This is a genomic window from Pseudidiomarina sp., assembly GCF_033722695.1.
In the GTDB taxonomy this organism is placed as follows: Bacteria; Pseudomonadota; Gammaproteobacteria; order Enterobacterales; family Alteromonadaceae; genus Pseudidiomarina.
In genome coordinates, this window is the sequence record NZ_JAWVYM010000035.1 from 1 (window position 1) to 16637 (window position 16637).

The window sequence follows — 16637 nt, forward strand, 5'->3', positions numbered from 1 at the left end:
GTAATGATAATGGACTCTCTGCTGTGCCTGAACACGGCACCAATTTGTTCAAGTTTGCGTTCTTTGTCGTAAACCTCCAGCGCAAAACCAATGTCGCTGGTCAGCTCATCCAGAAAAATGGAAGTCTCATTGTCAAAGTGCTGCGGTTCGCTGCTCCATAACTGCAGTGCCGCCACGCATTTGCCGTTTTTCCTGATGCTGAACTCAGCTTCTGAGCCTGACTCGCCATTATTATTCAGCTGTGCTGCGCAAACGCTTTCCGAAACACTCAAGTCAGAAGCTGCAATCGGCTTTATACATACTTTCTGATAGCCCCCGTCAAGCAATATAGTCCGTGAGAGCTGCTCAAACAGCTGCGCCGGCGCCTTTTCGTTGCGAGCCAGCAACTGATTGACCCTGCTGAGTATCTGGTACAACTGGTGCTGGCGTTTTTCCTTTCGCAGTGCCGCCTGCCGCTCCCAGTTCAGGCTCCCCAGTAACCAGACGACAAGGCAAGTAATGAGCAGAAAAACTGATAACGCCAACAGGCTGTGCAGTGCATCGGGGCGGGTCTCCGCCGTATGTGCATCAAGCCAGTAACTGGTGGACACCACGGCTAACATAATCACCAGAGCTTTGATCAGTGGCTGGCGGATGGCGATTAGCAGCATCACCGGAATAATCAGGTAACTGTAGGTTGCCAACATCTGACCGGGGTAGCTTTTCTCCGAGAAAATAACGGCAGTTATCGCGCAGGCGAGCACCAGTGACCACCAGAATTCGGCCGTGCTCTGGTTATAGTAACGCCTTATTTTTTCGGGTGTGGTGTGCGCGATGAGCAGTAGCAATGGCGCGACCAGAACTAATGAGGCCAAGCGGTTGATAAACCACCACAACCAGGTACTCGCGAACATCGCCAGTATATTTCCCGCCGGGCTGGTAACTGATTCATAAATCGCCCCAGCGGTTGCCGAGAAACAGACTGGTAGCAATGCGCCCCATAAGAAGAACGCGGTAATCTTTTTCAGGGTATTCGGATTAATTGCTGAGGGCTCATACCGTTTTATCAACCAGGCGCCGAGCACGCCCTGAAGCAGCAAGCTGACACTGGTAAAGCCAGCGGTTAAAACTGATTGTTCTGCCAGGGTAACTTTCAGCGTGGCGTCGATAAAGAATACCAGCGCCAGAAAATACCGGCGCTGTCCGGCTGCTTTACCGGACAGACTGAGCAGCGCGGCCAGAATCACCCCACCGTTAAATAAATAAAATACCAGACCATAAGCGTAAGCGCTGGACAAGGTGCCAATACAAACCAGCACAATGTAGATAACGACCCAGTGTGCCCAGGTTAGCTGCTGCGCAACTTTCGTTTTGTCTTCTATCAGCTTGTGTGTCATCAAAAGCCGACCCCGCTTAGCAACTATAACTAGTTAAAAAAATAATAGTTTATTATTTAACCATATTGTACAAGGGGGCTTTCTGGGTAGGGGTATATTACTTTTGGGGTATGCGCGCGAAAGGCAAGGACAAGGCGTTACAATGATTTTAGAAGTAATACGACCAGGCCACGTGAAGCTGCTGCTCGTTTTGGTTCCGATAACTCAGTCGCAGGTCAAAGTTAAAGTCCTGGGTCAGGATAGCGGCGCAGCGGGTGATCAGATGCTGAGTTTTTACTGAATGCCCCAGTCCGACGGGCTTTCGGCTTCACAGTAGAATTTCCGGTTCCATAATGAACCCTCCAGCCCAGCGCGCACTGAAGCTGTCGCATTATGGCGGTCGCCTGTCACCTCGTCGGTGTGCAGCCGGCCCTGTAGCATGGCGTAGGGGATGAGCTCACCGAAGCGCCAGGCTTTGCCGAGGCCACCTTCCAGAAACAGCGACGCGTTTGCGTTGATATCGCGCAGTTTGTTTCGCTGCAGGCCGCTGCGCAGCAGCCAGGAGTCGCCGCCGTCGGCTGGCAGGCCAGTGGCACTGATGTTCAGCGCTTCAATGTTCATAAGCCACAGGCGATCCAGTTCCAGCTTATCGTCCTGATAAGACACTTCAAACTCCATCATCGACAGCGCGGACTGTGGTAGCCGCCCGACATGGGGTTGCAAGCGGTCATAGTAGGTCGGCCGGTAGGTCAGGCTGTACTGATTGCTATGCCCGTCAAAAGCCGAGGCCGACAGTCGCACCATGGATTCAGGCTGCGCGCCATGGGGCGCAGAACCGCTCGGCGTGATCTGGTGATTATTCCCGGATGGTAATCGCATCAATAAATTGAGTACCCGGGTGTTGGCCGCTTGATGGCTTGCTTCACCCGGCTCATCCCGTTCGCGGAAGCTGTAATAGCTGGCCAGGGTGATTAACACCCGCTTCTGCTCATCAGCATTGAGCGATTCCAGTAACGCTGTATCCTGGCCGGCTGAGATCCATTTACGCACAACCACTTGAGACTCCGAGTCCAGCCGATGAAACTGCTCCTGCATCTTCTTCTGCTCGCTTTCATTCAGGGTAACCGAGCGCACCATGTCGCGGTCCGCTTCTTTCAGTCGCCGGATTATCTGCGTCGGCAGCACCAGCCATTCCGATGAGGAAACCAGATTCTTCTCAGTAACAACTTCAAGTGCCCGGGCAAGATAATAGGCACAGTTGCGGCCGGCGAAAAAATACTGATATTCGGTGCGCGACAGCTCCCACAGGTGAGCGGACAGCAAAAAGGCATCATCGGCTGACAGCTTTAGCTCATAGTCCCACAGGTTACGCAGTTCGACCTGGCCATAGGTCAGCTGATGGCGGTAGAACGGCTGTGCCGAATAGGATGAATCATAGCCACCGAATAAGCCGCTGAGAATATAGCTGACCGGGTTCACCTTGTCGGGTACTTCCGCGCCAAAGTTCAGGCTGGTATTGAGCAGATGGGAATCCGTATCCTTGTCTGAATTAAGCCGGATAAACAGGTGACCGTGAAAAGACGCGGGATTTTTTGCAGATAGCCGTCAGCGAAAATCAGGCTCACCGACGATATGTCATCAGACCGCAGCCATTCACGAAACCCATCGCAATGCTGATAATCTGATGGCGCCGTCAGTTCATGCCGGCTCAGGTAAAAATGGCGGGCCGGGAATAAACAGATAGCCTGGGGATTAGTGGCAAAGGCATGCCGTGTTGCTAATAATTCCGCTACCGGATCAGTCGCACCTGCCGGTGAGAAAAAGAAGCTGGCATTTTTGACTTCACTGACTGCGGACTCACTGTATTGCAGTAATTTCTGCCACTGGCGGGATGCGGCAATATCAGTTAATTCTGTATCTGAGGTCGCCATAACCGGGCTGCAAAACAGCAGCCCGGCCAGGAATACTAACGTACGCAAAAGTTCAACTCATTTAGCTTTGTAACAGCAGACCCTGCACATGAAGGAACAAGGCTTCAGCCTTTTCATGATTCAGCTTATGTGCCGTAATAACGTGGTTCTGACGTACTTGCTCAATCAACTGGGCGTGATCTTTCTCATCTGAGCCCATCATAGATAGCATGGTGTTCAGGTGCTTGCCTTCGCCGATCGCTAATTCCGTTTCAATCTGTTCATAATTTTCATTAATGAACTGACCGGTACGAAACAGCTCAGTACCACAGGTTTCTTCAGACAGCGTTGCTGAAATGACAGCGGTGGTACCCAAATCCCATGTGATGTTAGAAACAGCAGCGGCAATACCGTGATTGGGGAAAACTACCGCACCGATACCACAATGTTGCCATGGGTTGATGGTGCCGGCAGCCTCGGCGTGAGGCGATGAAACCGACGCAAGCGTCGCTACGAGTACCGCAGAAGATAATGTAAAAGCTTTCATATTGAATTCCTTTTTCCTGAATCGCAGGTAAGACTAACTATGACATTGATCATAATATTCTGACCCTATCACATTAACTTATTTTTTACACCTAACAGCGTAAGCGCTTTACACATTCTTTAATCCGCGCTCAATTTTACATTTTCGGTTGAAGCCGTTAGTATTTTAGGTGTTAACCGCAACCAATCAGAATCACAGTGACGAACTGTAGCTACCAATTTAAGCAGTATGTATTCGATCCGGCTCACAATCAGCTCGCCGGGGCTGATGGCGAGCTTGTCCTTGAATACCGTATCGCCAGCCTCCTTGCCTATTTTTGTCAGCACCCGCAACAGTCACTGAGTAAAACAACTATTTTGCAGGATGTCTGGGCCGGACGAGTGGTCAATGAAGACAGCCTGTCGGTGGCCGTGAGTAAGCTACGCAAAATTCTTGGCGACAGCCGCAGTGATCCGCAATACATAAAAACCATTCCCGGTGTTGGCTATCAGTGGCTGCCGCAAGTCGAAGTGGTGGACTGTAAAGAGCAGCAACCGGTCATTGCCCGTCGCAAAAAGGGCTGGCTGCAACAGGAATACCTGCGGGCAACAATGTTAGCTATTGTCATTATAGTGTTCGGCTTAACCGGCTGGTTTACTTATGGTCGCGACGCTGGCCTTTTCGCTGTAAACGCTAATGACCTGTTGAGCCCTGATGCCCAGGGGCAATTACTGAAAGCGGGAACCTTGCTCAGTTCACCCGAACCTGCCCCGGGCTCCGCCTCCAAAGAAGACGACTATCTACAAGCGATCGCCATCTATCGCGACATCCTGAAAGATTATCCGGATACCATTGATGCCCACATCGGCATTGCCGAAGCGAAATATAATATTGGGGTGGCTTCAGGATACCGGGTGTTATCGCAGCATGATGACGAAATCATCTCTATCGCTGACTACGTTTTAGAGCGCGAACCAACCCACGGCCGGGCGCTGGTTCTTAAGGCGAAAACCTTGTTTACCACACGCTGGGAACTTGATGAGGCTGAACGTTATTATGCCCGGGCACTCGAAGCCTTGCCTGACGATGCCTCACTTTACCTGGGCTACACGGAATTTTTAATAGCGCGGGGCCGCTTCGATGATGCCGAGGCCCTGCTGCAGGAGCTGCGTCGCCGTCAACCGGACTATTATCGCTACCTTAACCTTGCTTTAGTCTATATGGCACGTGGAGAGCCGGAGCGGGCAGTGGCGGAAACCCAACGCCTGATAAATTCAGAAATAACTTCAAGCATCCATAACTATTCCCTGCAGCGCCTTGGCGTAATTATGGGTGATGACGATCTGGCCATGGAGCATTTTTTGATTATCGCCAGACAACAAGGCCTGCCACCGACGACGATAGCAGGCTACCAGAAGACCTTTCAGCGCGGCGGCATCAAGGCCCTCTACAGTCAATTACTCGATGAAAAGACAGAACTGAATCTGGGCCAGTATGTGCCCCCCATTTCATGGGCGCGCTATGCGGTGGTGGCGGGCCGCCCAGACGAAGCGGTGCACTGGCTGGAGCAAGCCGTCGCCGAGCGCCAGGCGATGGTTTTGTTCACCCATGTCGACCCCCACTACGACCCGATTCGCAACGACCCCGGCTTCCGGGAACTGTTAGCTAAAATACCTCACTAAAGCGAATCTAATGGGCTAAGGAGTCACTGTACGGACGCCCCTTTTGACCCGCAGCCGGATATTTCTTAAGTGCGCAAAGTCCACGATCGGATTACCGCCAAGTACCAGAAAACTGGCTTCATAGCCCTCTTCCAGGCGTCCGACCCGCCGCTCCGGAAACAGAGCCCGGGGGGTCACGTGCACCAGCATCTCGAGTAATTCAAACCGGGTAAACATATCCAGCCCTGCCAGATAATCAACTTCGCTCAGCACATCCGCATCAAAGCGATCCGATCCGGTCAACAGTGTTACGCCGGCCTCGCGAAGCCGTTGCAGATTGTCACGTTGCAACGCTGCAACAGCCTGCAGCCGATCAACTGACTTGTCACCCATCAAGGCCACCACTCCAGCCGTTGGAATCACCAGGATATTTTTTTCGGCCGCTTGTGCAACCGACTGATCGCTAAGACGGTAATCTGCTGCGGTGTGCCCCTCCCACCAGTTATAGCCTGGCAAATGGGCGATCCAATCCACACCGGCGGCTACTGCCAGCGCAAAGTCCGCGGCCGATTCGGTGTGCGCAGCCACCCGGCGGCCGCGCGCCTGCAAAAAGGGCACCAGCGCCTTTACCGTTTCTGCCGCTAAACCGTTAACGCCAAAGAAGGTTTCGTTGTTGCGGCGCTCCGCGCGTTCATGATGCACCAGTATGATTTTTACCAGATCATCGCTGCCAGCTTCGATTAAAGGCCATTTCTGCGCTACCTCTTCCGGGCTGTCGATGACGATATAACTTCGGTCATAAAGATCTTCCGGGTTCGGCTCAAAGTCTTCAGTACGCCGCGAATTTATTGCCATACGCAGCGGATGACCATCCGAGCTCGAGATACAGGCGCCAGCCAACACCACATCAACCAGGCCGCCCTCTTTCAGGGTTTGCCGGGTTTTGGCAGCGGTTCGGTGATTACCGCACAACATAGCAGCATAGAAGATGCCTTTTTGGTGATACGCAGGCGCATAATTCTCCGCCAGCCAGGGGCTCTGAAGATTATGGTTATGCGCCTCAGCATAAGGCGGAATCACATAGCCACCGCCGAGGTCGACCACTTCCGCAGCTGCTCCATCGCCTAACTCAACGAAGCGGCCGTCTTCGACATACCTGTCCATCGCCCGGAATGCACCATTCTGGTACCAGTAGCCGTTTTTATAATGAACGGGTTCGGCTGCCTGGGTTGTCCACACCCATAGCGCTACTATCAAAATGACTATTTTCATTTTTCTCCTCCGGCACTTAACTAACGGGTCAAGGTTGCCAGCGGAAACTCAGTCGCCGACAGCACCCGCACCGTCTGGCCAGCGCGCAGGGTGTCAGCCCCGCGAACGATAACCCGCTGTCCGTTAATCAGACTGCCTTTCACGTTGACATAATCGCCCTGCCCGCCGTCAATACTGACGCGCACGGAGGAGGCTTTATTGTCAGCATCGAGCACGAACAGCTGCGCGCCGTTTTCGGTTAAGACTATGGCATCGCGCGGCACCACGAAGCGCTCTTCGGGAAAAGCGGCGGGCACAGCTATACTGACGAACTCACCGACCTGGAAGTTTCGTCGCGCATCCGCTGAAATTGATAAATGACCGGTGAAGGTTTGCGATCCCGAGTCGCTCATCGGGATGATTGAACGCAACTCCAGGCTGGTACTACCGCTATTGTCATAAACCTCGAGCGCAGTCGCCTGCCCGGTAAACTCACTGTATTGCAGCGGCCCATGGAAGCGAATTTCCAGCTGTTCGGGGTCGACCAACTTAACCAACGACTGGTTGGCACTTATATCTTCGCCGCGTTGGTGGAAGCGTTCGACCACAATGCCGGTGAACGGTGCGACCACTTTAGTTCGATCCAGGTTATCCTGTGCTTCTTCCAGCTGGATTTGCAGCAACTCGTAATCGGTTTCAGCCAGCGCCAGCTCTGCACGCAGATCATCAAGATCGCGACCTGAAACGGCGTTCTGGGTATGCAGCGTCTCAAAGCGTTCCAGATTGCGCCGCAGGCTATCGATTTCAATACTTTTGCGGCGTAGTTTTGCGTCCAGCTGCCGAACGCTTAACTGATAAGGACGGGCATCAAGCCGGGCAATAATATCACCCTCCTGCACCTGAATACCGGGCTCAAGAATCCATTCGAGCTTACCCTGGATGCCAGCGCTGACTGAGCTATCATTGCGGCTGATAACCTGACCGGTCACCATCACCGTGGGCGCGAGGATATCGCGCTCTACCGGCACCACCGATACCACGGGTTCCTGTTGCGCACGCGCAACGGCGGATTGTGTGCAAAGAATTACGGCCACTACACCAATTGTAAGATAACGATTAAGCATAACTGTTCTCCTTCTGCGGCAGGATGCGCAGGTTGTCAGCCAGTCGCAGCGCGGCCGGCATGTAAATCAACATAAATATTGTACTCAGCGCCATACCGCCGACGATAACCACTGCCAGGCCGCGGTAGATTTCACTGCCAACCCCGGGAATAACCACCAGCGGCAGCATACCCACTACTGAAGTCAGCGAGCTCATATAAACCGGGCGCACCCGCGTCTGAATGGCATGACGGATGGCCTCTTCAATGTTCATACCGGCGCGCTGACCGCGGCGGGTCTGATCAACCAACAGGATGGCGTTATTCACTACCAGCCCCAGCAATATCACGAAGCCAATCATGGTCAGCAGATCCAGCGACTGAAAGGTCACCAGATTCAGGGCCTGCAGCCCCAGCACGCCACCAGCGATAGCCACCGGCATCGACAGCAACACCAGCATGCTGTCCGTCGCTGAACGGAAGAGCGCGGTTAACAACAGGAACAGAATCGCCACCGCAAAGATGAAATTGTCTTTCATCACGTCAATCGCTTTTTGTAGGTCATCAGAGCCGCCACTCAGTTCGATGGACATCCCGGAAGCAAGCTGTGGCCGGGTTTCCGCCATCACGCTGTCGAGGATTTCGATGGCCTCATCCAGACTCATATTATCCGGCGGGGTAATCGCCAGGGTTAAGGTGCGTTTGCCGTTGATGCGGCGCAGTTGGGTCGGTCCGGTCGCGCGGCTCAGATTAGTCAGCTGACCCATGGTTTGCACGCCAGCGTTAGGGGTAAAGATGGGCGTCGCCTGCAATTGCTCCGGATTGGCCCACTGCGGCGAACGCACAATAATGTCCATACGCTCATGGCCATCGAAGTACTCGCCAGCATAGAGCCCGTTGGTTACCGCCCGGATCATGCTGCCAATCTGACCGCGATCGACACCGGCCTGCGCCAGGCTGTAGTTGTTGGGGGTCATGGTCAGCTCGGGGCGGGCATCGCGCACCCCGGGTAATGGCCGGATCACAGCCCCGGGCAGCTCATCGCGGATACGGTCCATGGTGCGTTCAACAATCAACCGTGAAGCATCATCCATATTGCCGTTAAAGTTCATGTACACGCTGCGACCAGCACTTAGCCCCATATTTAACAGGCTCGCCTGGAAAGCAAACGCCTGGGTATCGGGCAAATCAACGAGGATTTCGGTACGTAATACCTTCAGCACCGCCGCTGCGTCTTTTGGATCTTCAGGGTAAACGAAGAGAATATTGCCACCGGCACTCATGGCGATGTTGTAGCTGCCAATCTGTGGCTGCTTACTGCCATCGAGGTACGGTTGTAAGCGGCGTTTGAGCGTCTGCCCCACTTCGCGTTCAAGCACGTTGTAATTGGCACCCGGTGGCACTACAAAAATTGACACGATGCCTTCCCATTTGGCCTCCGGCAGGAAATCGGTGCGCGGCATCAACAACAGGATGAGTAGCATGGCTCCGGGCACCAAAAGCACCACCCAGAACAATGCCCGCCGGGGCGCCACGCTGACTGTCTCGTACCAGCGACCAAGCTTTTCCCACAGCGGCTGTGCCTTCGGGGTGGAGCTGGCGTTACGCAGTACCATGGTGGCAATAACCGGCAGCAAGAAGAGCGCGCTTAACATGGACATAATTACGGCGACGGCCATGCTGACTGCCAGGTCAAAAAAGAGCTGTCCCTCAACACCGACCATAAAGAGCACCGGCGCGAAGATGGCGACTGTGGTCGCGGTGGAGGCAAATAGTGCTGGAGCAACCTCAGTGGTACCCTTAATAGCCGCTTCTTTGACCGATAATCCCTGCTGGCGCCAGCGCAAAAAGTTCTCCTGCACCACGATTGCCGCATCCATCACCAGGCCGACCGCAAAGGCCAGCCCGGCCAGGGAGATGATGTTGATGCTGCGATCAAGTGCGTTAAGAACAAATAGCGCCGCCGCCAGACTTACTGGAATCGTCAGGCCAATGAGTAAGGTTGCGCGTAAACCGCGAACCATCCAGTACAACAGCGCCATAGCCAGAATAATGCCGATACCCAGGTTGCCTTTAACCAGTTCGATTGCCCGTTTTATATGCTCGGAAGAATCGAAACTGAGGTCCATCTGTAAACCGTTTTCAGCTAAAACAGTCGTGTTTAGCTGGTCGATGACCTGCTTTAGCTCTTCCATGATAGTCACTGTATTCGACTCATTCGCCTGCGCCAGGGTAATGAAATAAGCCGGCGCACCGTTTCGATACGCAAAGCCACGGAGCTTACCGTGACCAATGCTGATATTGGCTACTTCCTTCAGGTATACCGGGCGCCCATCGTTATAGGCCACAATCATGTCGCCGTATGTTTCAGGGGTATATTGCCCGTTAAAGCGTACGGTATATTCGCGCCGCCCCACTTCCGCAAAGCCGCCCGACATATTGGTCGAGCGCTGAATAGCCCGGGTAATGGTATCCAGGTTGATGCTTAGTGCTGCCATACGATAGGGGTCTATGGTGATATGCAGCTGTTGCTCCTGCTCGCTATTTAGGGTCACAGCGGCGATGCCATTAATTTTCCGCAGTTCCGGTTCAACATAATCCCGAATCAGCTGCTCATGTCCGGTAAAGTCAGCACTAGCCAAGGGATCTGTTTTGCGTATCAGCAAGGTGGCCACGCTCTCTTCCAAACCGCCGAGTTCAACTATCGGCTCACCGGCTTCGCGGGGCCGTGGCGGCGCCTGGTTCAGCGCATTAATCACATTGATGAATGCTTGCTGCATATCTTCGCCAATGCCAAACTCGACAATAGTAATGCTCATACCGGCCCGCACCGACGATCGGACCTCCTCAACCCCGGAAACCGCACGAATCACATACTCCTGGGGCTCGACGATTTCGGCTTCAAGCTCGGCAGGGGCGGCAGCGCGCCAGAAATTAAGAATAGTAATGACTGGCCGATTGAGATCCGGGGTTAATTGCACCGGCATCTTCATCAGACCGGCGAATCCTAATAACCCGATAATCAGAAAAGCCACAATGGTGGCGACCGGGTTGTGATGACTTAAACGAATCAGGTTCATAGTTTTCCTCCCAACGCAGCCCTTAGGGGGCGGCAGTGGCGGCAACTATGCGTGATGGGTTATTAAAGATCCTGAAGGCTGGCTGAAGGCTTCTTAAATATCCTTAAATGATTGAAGTAAATGTATTTTTACTGGGCTTTTAAATTGCAGTTAAGGGCGATAAAGACAGGTAAGGCAGTGATCCTGCCGCTGAAATTCGGCCTTTTTCAGGTAATCGGAGGGGTCGCGCCGCAGGGTTTTCAGTAATAAGCCCTGCTCCAGCTTGGTGACTGCTTCGGCCAGCGTCCAGCGCTGATAAAAGCCTTCCAGATCCTCTGGGTCGATACCCGCGAAGAAGCCGTTCTGGTATTGCGCAATAATGGCATCCTGGCGGCGACGGGGTTTGAGTTGTTCGATATCAATGCCCAGCGGTTGGCTCGGATGGGCGGCTACCGCAACGGCATTGGCAGTATGGCTGATCGAGCAATACCAATTCGCGCCGTCAACCTGCAACAGCGGCGCACCGTTAGGCTGACGACTGATATGAACTTGTTCCGGGGGATAACCATGGGTTTCGCACACCAACCGGCGCAACAAGGCCCGCCCGCCCTGATATTGCTGTTGTCGGGCGGGATGCTGATATGTCAGGGCATGCGCCGCTTCGGTTTCGCTCAGCCAGGGACTGAGCTGCGGTAGCAGCGCCTGCAGATCGGTGGTAAAAGTCATCATCAGGCCAGTATATCCTTATAGCTGGCTGATGTTATGCACAATCTTTCTGCTGCGCCAGTTGCAGGCGCAGGTAGTCATCGTACGAGCCGTCAAAGTTATTGAGGCCGCGCTCGGTGATTTCCAGAATGCGCGTAGCCAGCGACGATACAAACTCACGATCATGGCTGACGAACAACAAGGTGCCTTTATACTGTTCAAGCGCCAGGTTCAGCGCCTCGATGGATTCCATATCCAGGTGGTTGGTCGGCTCATCCATCACCAGAATGTTGGGACGTTGCAGGATGAGTTTACCAAACACCATCCGGCCTTTTTCACCACCAGAGAGAATCGATACCGGCTTGCTGATATCGTCTGCCGAGAACAGCATACGGCCTAAAACACCACGCACGGCCTGCTCATCATCCTGCGGCTGTTTCCACTGCATCATCCAGTCAAATACCGACATCTTCTGGGTAAACAGGTAAGCGTGATCCTGCGCGTAGTAACCGATGTTGACGTTTTCCGACCATTTTACCAGGCCTGAATCCGGGGTGTACTCGCCCATCAGACATTTCAACAGGGTGGTTTTACCGATACCGTTAGCGCCCAGAATGGCAACTTTCTCGCCCACTTCGATGGTTGCCGTGAGGCCTTTCAGCACCTGATTGTCGCCAAAGCTCTTGCGCACGTCGACGGTTTCCAGCGCCAGCCGGTACAGCTGCTTGGTTTGGTCAAAACGAATGTAGGGGCTGACCCGGCTTGATGCTTTGACTTCGGCCAGCTGGATCTTTTCAATCTGCTTGGCGCGCGAGGTGGCCTGCTTGGCTTTTGACGCATTCGCAGAAAACCGGCTGACGAAGCTTTGCAGCTCAGCGATCTTGTCTTTCTTCTTGGCGTTTTCGTTCAGCAGTTGCTCACGAGCCTGGGTGGCGGCAAACATATACTGATCGTAGTTGCCCGGATAAACGCGCAATTCACCGTAATCGATGTCCGCCATATGCGAGCAGACACTATTCAGGAAATGCCGGTCGTGCGAGATAATAATCATGGTGCTGTTGCGCTCAGACAGCACATTTTCCAGCCAGCGAATGGTGTTGATATCCAGGTTGTTGGTCGGCTCATCCAGTAACATGATGTCGGGATCAGAGAACAATACCTGCGCCAGCAATACCCGTAGTTTCAGACCCGGCGCCAGCGCAGACATCGGCCCAAAGTGCTGTTCTACCGGAATGCCAACGCCAATCAGCAGTTCGCCAGCGCGTGATTCCGCGGTGTAGCCATCCATTTCGGCAAACTGGACTTCCAGGTCTGCCACGCGCATGCCATCTTCGTCGCTCATTTCGGCGCTGCTGTATATGCGGTCGCGCTCTTCTTTAACAGCCCAGAGTTCTTCGTGGCCCATGATCACGGTATCGACCACCGAGAAGTTCTCGTAGGCAAACTGATCCTGGCGCAGTTTACCCACGCGCATATTCGGTTCAACCGAAACGTTCCCTGAGGAAGGCTCCTGTTCGCCACTTAAAATGCGCATGAAGGTTGATTTTCCACAGCCGTTCGCGCCGATTAAACCGTAACGGTTACCCTGGCCAAACTTCACGGAGATATTTTCAAATAAAGGCTTAGCACCAAATTGCATGGTGATATTTGCAGCAGAAATCACGTAGTCAACACCTAAACAAATTGCATAAAAATTGAGCGCGCTAATCTACGTGTTTTAGGGGCAAATTACAAAGGAAGTTTGCGTTTAATCGAAATTAACACCAACTAATTCTTCCAGAGCGGGGCGGGCGAAGTAGTAACCCTGAAAATAACGGATGCCAATACTCAATAAATAATCGAGCTCAGCCTTCGATTCAATACCTTCCGCCAGTACGTGCGTGCCTTGCAGCAAGCATTGCGCCAGCGCCTGTTGCACTTCGTGCTGTTGTCCTGGCTTTTTGTCGATGTCGCGAATCAGCGCCATATCCAGTTTGAGGAAGTCCGGGCGCAGGTGAGTCAGCCAGTTCATGGTCGCGAAACCCGAGCCGAAATCGTCAATGGCGGTATAGAAACCTCGTTTGGAGTAACTTTGAAAAATGTCCTGCAGATGCTCTTTATCCGAAATTTCCTCGCCCTCAGTCATTTCAAACATCAGATTGTTCAGATCAAAACCATACAAATCGGCGGCTTCGATGGTCGCCTGAATACAGGTATCCGGGTTATATACGGCATTCGGCAGAATGTTGATGCTCAATAGGCAGTCACAACCGAGGCGGGTCGCGGTTTCGATGGCTTTCACCCGACAGGCCTGGTCGAAATAATAGCGGTTTTCGTCGTTAATCCGTTCAAATACCCAGCCCGCCCCCTGACCTTCGGGCCCGCGCACCAGCGCTTCATAGCCGATAATTTTCTGCTTTTTTAGGTCGACAATGGGCTGAAACGCCATCCTGATTTCAAAGCCAAGATCCCGCCCGCTCAGGCAATCCTGGCATGTCTGTTGCTTTACCGAATCCGGAAAATCCATATTAATTGAAGCCCTGTTGAAACAATTCCGTAATAGCGAGTTATCGCCTGCTACCTAAAAAACTTTAGCAGAAAATTCATGATTCCTGCCAATTACCGGTGTAGTAACCATAGCAGGGAACCGACACTGATGAACAGCCACAACAGAATTGCCAGCAGCATAGGCTTTGGCCCGGCAGCGCGCAGCCGGTCCGGCGTGATGCTGCAGCCGACCAGAAACAAACAAAGCACCAGCAACTGCTTGCCGCCGCTGAATATTACCTCGTATAACGCTGCGCCAGCCGGTAGCAGCGTCGCTATCGCAATCGCGGCCAGATAACCGATAATGAAAAGCGGAACGCCGGGCAAACCTGAAGCGGCGCCCTGCGCCGGATCACGCCGCAGCGCAATCAGGCTGGTCAGCAACACCAGCGGTACAATAAGCAGCGCCCGCGCCAGCTTCACCGTGGTGGCGGTAACCAGTGCATCGTCACTGTAAGCCTGCGCGGCACCCACCACCGAGGAGGTGTCGTGAATTGCAATCGCCGCCCATACGCCGAAGGTATAACTATCCAGACCCAACCAGCGGCCAACTATCGGAAAGACCAGCAGCGCAACCGCATTAAGCGCGAACACGCAAGCCAGCGCTATGGCCATTTGATCGGCCCGGGCGCGCATGGCCGGGCCCACCGCCGCAATGGCGCTGCCGCCACAAATCGCACTGCCGGAGCCAATCAGGTGGGCCGTGGTATAGTCAAGCCGTAACCAGCGGGCAATCAATAACGCCAGCGCCAGCGTCAAAGTCACCGACACCAGCATCAGCCCGAGATTATCAGCAGTCGCCTGCACTGCCCCGTCAAATTGCACGCCGAAGCCCAGCGCGATAATTGCCACTGCCAGTAATCTCTTCACCAACAGTGCTGGCTGCACCGCTGCGGGCACCAGCCCGCCGGCTGCCAGGGCAAAACCGATCACCAGCGCCAGCGGGGCCGAAATAAATGGTGTCAGGCAAATAAGTGCTGCCAGCCAGAAGGCCAGATGCCGGATAGACATGCTTCACGTTCCTCCGCTACTGGATAAACCGGGATAAAATGATGCTTTAGCTGGATCACACCCGCTCTGTCAGTATAAAATTGCGCCTTTGTTATTAGTCTTCAGCGAGAGTGCTTTATGGGTCGTGCCTATCAAAACCGCAAAGAGTCGATGGCCAAAACAGCTAATGCTAAAAGTAAAGTATACAGCAAGTATGGCCGGGAAATTTATGTTGTTGCCAAGCAAGGTGGCGTTGATCCTGAGGGGAATCTGGCACTGCGGGCGCTGATTGACCGCGCCAAAAAGGATCAGGTACCCGCGCATGTGGTTGAGAAAGCCATTGAGAAAGCCAAAGGTGGCGCCGGCGAAGATTATGCGCCAGCCGTATACGAAGGCTATGGCCCGGGTAACTGCATGGTGATGGTTGAGTGCCTCACCGATAACCCCAACCGCACCATTGGCGAAGTCCGTAACTGTTTCACCAAAACCAAGTCAAAAATTGGCGCGCCTGGCAGCGTATCCCACATGTTTGATCACTGTGCGATTCTGGCCTTTGCCGGCGATGATGAAGATGCGGTACTCGAAGCCTTGATGATGGCCGACGTAGATGTAACCGATATCGAAGAAGATAACGGCAAAATTACCGTTTTTGCCCCGCATACTGAATCGCACAAAGCCAAACAGGCGCTACGTGATGCTTTCCCTGATCTTGAGTTTGATGTGGACGAGATTCAGTACCTGCCGCAGGTGATGACGACTGTCAGTGGCGATGATGTAGCGGTGATGGAGAAGTTCCTGGATATGCTGAACGACTGTGATGACGTGCAGAATATCTACCACAACGCCGAGTTTTGATCCCTTAAGCGTGATGCGTGCCTGGCCTTAGCCTGGCACGCATGCACGTTGTCTTCCGGTTATTTATCCAGCAGATTCAGTACAAACGCGTATTCTTCAGCCGTTTCTTTCAGCCGTGAAAAACGACCTGAACTACCACCGTGACCGGCTTTCATATTGGTCTTCATCATCAGCGGATTGGTATCGGTTTTATGGGCGCGTAATTTCGCCACCCATTTTGCTGGCTCAAAATACTGTACCTGCGAGTCGTGCAAGCCGGTTGTGACCAGTAACGCCGGATAATCCTGCGCGCTGATCTGATCGTAAGGTGAATAAGACAGCATATAGTCGTAGTAAACTTTTTCTTTCGGGTTGCCCCACTCGTCAAATTCATTGGTGGTGAGTGGAATGCTTTCATCCAGCATAGTGGTGACGACATCCACAAAAGGGACATGGGCAACCAGACCCTTATATTTCTCCGGCGCCATATTCGCCACCGCGCCCATCAGCAGGCCACCAGCACTACCGCCCATGCCAAATACTTTATCCGGGTGGGCATAACCCTCTGCCACCAGGTGATCCGTTACCGCGATATAGTCGGTAAAGGTATTTTTCTTATTCAGCAGCTTGCCGCTTTCATACCAGTCGCGGCCCATTTCCTGGCCGCCACGAATATGGGCAATGGCATAAACGAAACCGCGATCAACCAATGAGAATA

At 53.3% G+C, this 16637-nt stretch carries 14 protein-coding genes; 2 read left to right on the forward strand and 12 right to left on the reverse strand.

The features are described from left to right. From R3196_RS09770 to R3196_RS09785, 4 genes are all read right to left on the reverse strand, one after another. On the reverse strand, window positions 1-1376 hold a 1376-nt coding region (locus R3196_RS09770; protein ID WP_318936589.1), incomplete at its 3' end, for a hypothetical protein. A gap of 273 nt (window positions 1377-1649) precedes the next feature. Next, on the reverse strand, window positions 1650-2921 hold the full coding sequence (locus tag R3196_RS09775) for a DUF4105 domain-containing protein (protein WP_318936602.1): 1272 nt from the start codon (window positions 2919-2921) through the stop codon (window positions 1650-1652). Further along, on the reverse strand, window positions 2861-3334 hold the full coding sequence (locus R3196_RS09780) for a hypothetical protein (RefSeq protein WP_318936590.1): 474 nt from the start codon (window positions 3332-3334) through the stop codon (window positions 2861-2863). The genes R3196_RS09775 and R3196_RS09780 overlap by 61 nt, the downstream gene beginning before the upstream one ends. A 13-nt stretch (window positions 3335-3347) precedes the next feature. Beyond that, window positions 3348-3812, reverse strand: coding sequence for a DUF3015 family protein (locus R3196_RS09785; RefSeq protein ID WP_318936591.1), 465 nt, complete (start codon window positions 3810-3812; stop codon window positions 3348-3350). A gap of 197 nt (window positions 3813-4009) precedes the next feature. Between R3196_RS09785 and R3196_RS09790 the strand changes: the two genes are divergently transcribed. Next, window positions 4010-5473 carry a tetratricopeptide repeat protein gene (locus tag R3196_RS09790; RefSeq protein ID WP_318936592.1) on the forward strand — a complete coding sequence of 488 codons (1464 nt, stop codon included), beginning with the start codon at window positions 4010-4012 and terminating at the stop codon, window positions 5471-5473. A 15-nt stretch (window positions 5474-5488) separates the two neighbouring features. Here R3196_RS09790 and R3196_RS09795 read toward each other — a convergent pair whose 3' ends face one another. The 7 genes from R3196_RS09795 to R3196_RS09825 all read right to left on the reverse strand — a co-directional run bounded on the left by R3196_RS09795 (window position 5489) and on the right by R3196_RS09825 (window position 15106). Then, entirely contained in the window at window positions 5489-6724 is a 1236-nt protein-coding gene (locus R3196_RS09795; RefSeq protein WP_318936593.1) for a hypothetical protein, read from the reverse strand. Window positions 6725-6744: 20 nt separating this feature from the next. Then, window positions 6745-7827, reverse strand: a complete 1083-nt coding sequence (locus tag R3196_RS09800) for an efflux RND transporter periplasmic adaptor subunit (RefSeq protein WP_318936594.1) — start codon at window positions 7825-7827, stop codon at window positions 6745-6747. After that, window positions 7820-10885 (reverse strand): efflux RND transporter permease subunit, encoded by a 3066-nt coding sequence (locus R3196_RS09805; RefSeq protein ID WP_318936595.1) that lies wholly within the window; start codon window positions 10883-10885, stop codon window positions 7820-7822. The genes R3196_RS09800 and R3196_RS09805 overlap by 8 nt, the downstream gene beginning before the upstream one ends. A gap of 150 nt (window positions 10886-11035) precedes the next feature. Further along, window positions 11036-11593 carry a hypothetical protein gene (locus R3196_RS09810; protein ID WP_318936596.1) on the reverse strand — a complete coding sequence of 186 codons (558 nt, stop codon included), beginning with the start codon at window positions 11591-11593 and terminating at the stop codon, window positions 11036-11038. 31 nt (window positions 11594-11624) lie between these two features. Next, window positions 11625-13232, reverse strand: a complete 1608-nt coding sequence (locus R3196_RS09815; RefSeq protein ID WP_318936597.1) for an ABC-F family ATPase — start codon at window positions 13230-13232, stop codon at window positions 11625-11627. An 84-nt stretch (window positions 13233-13316) separates the two neighbouring features. Further along, the gene (locus tag R3196_RS09820; protein ID WP_318936598.1) at window positions 13317-14075 is read right to left on the reverse strand and encodes an EAL domain-containing protein; all 759 of its coding nucleotides are present in this window, start codon (window positions 14073-14075) and stop codon (window positions 13317-13319) included. A 92-nt stretch (window positions 14076-14167) separates the two neighbouring features. After that, the gene (locus R3196_RS09825; RefSeq protein ID WP_318936599.1) at window positions 14168-15106 is read right to left on the reverse strand and encodes a YeiH family protein; all 939 of its coding nucleotides are present in this window, start codon (window positions 15104-15106) and stop codon (window positions 14168-14170) included. Window positions 15107-15223: 117 nt separating this feature from the next. Between R3196_RS09825 and R3196_RS09830 the strand changes: the two genes are divergently transcribed. Then, complete coding sequence (locus R3196_RS09830) at window positions 15224-15940, forward strand: YebC/PmpR family DNA-binding transcriptional regulator (protein ID WP_318936600.1); 717 nt, start codon at window positions 15224-15226, stop codon at window positions 15938-15940. 59 nt (window positions 15941-15999) lie between these two features. Here the strand turns inward: R3196_RS09830 and R3196_RS09835 are convergent. Beyond that, window positions 16000-16637: prolyl oligopeptidase family serine peptidase (locus R3196_RS09835; RefSeq protein WP_318936601.1), on the reverse strand; the 638-nt coding region annotated here is incomplete at its 5' end.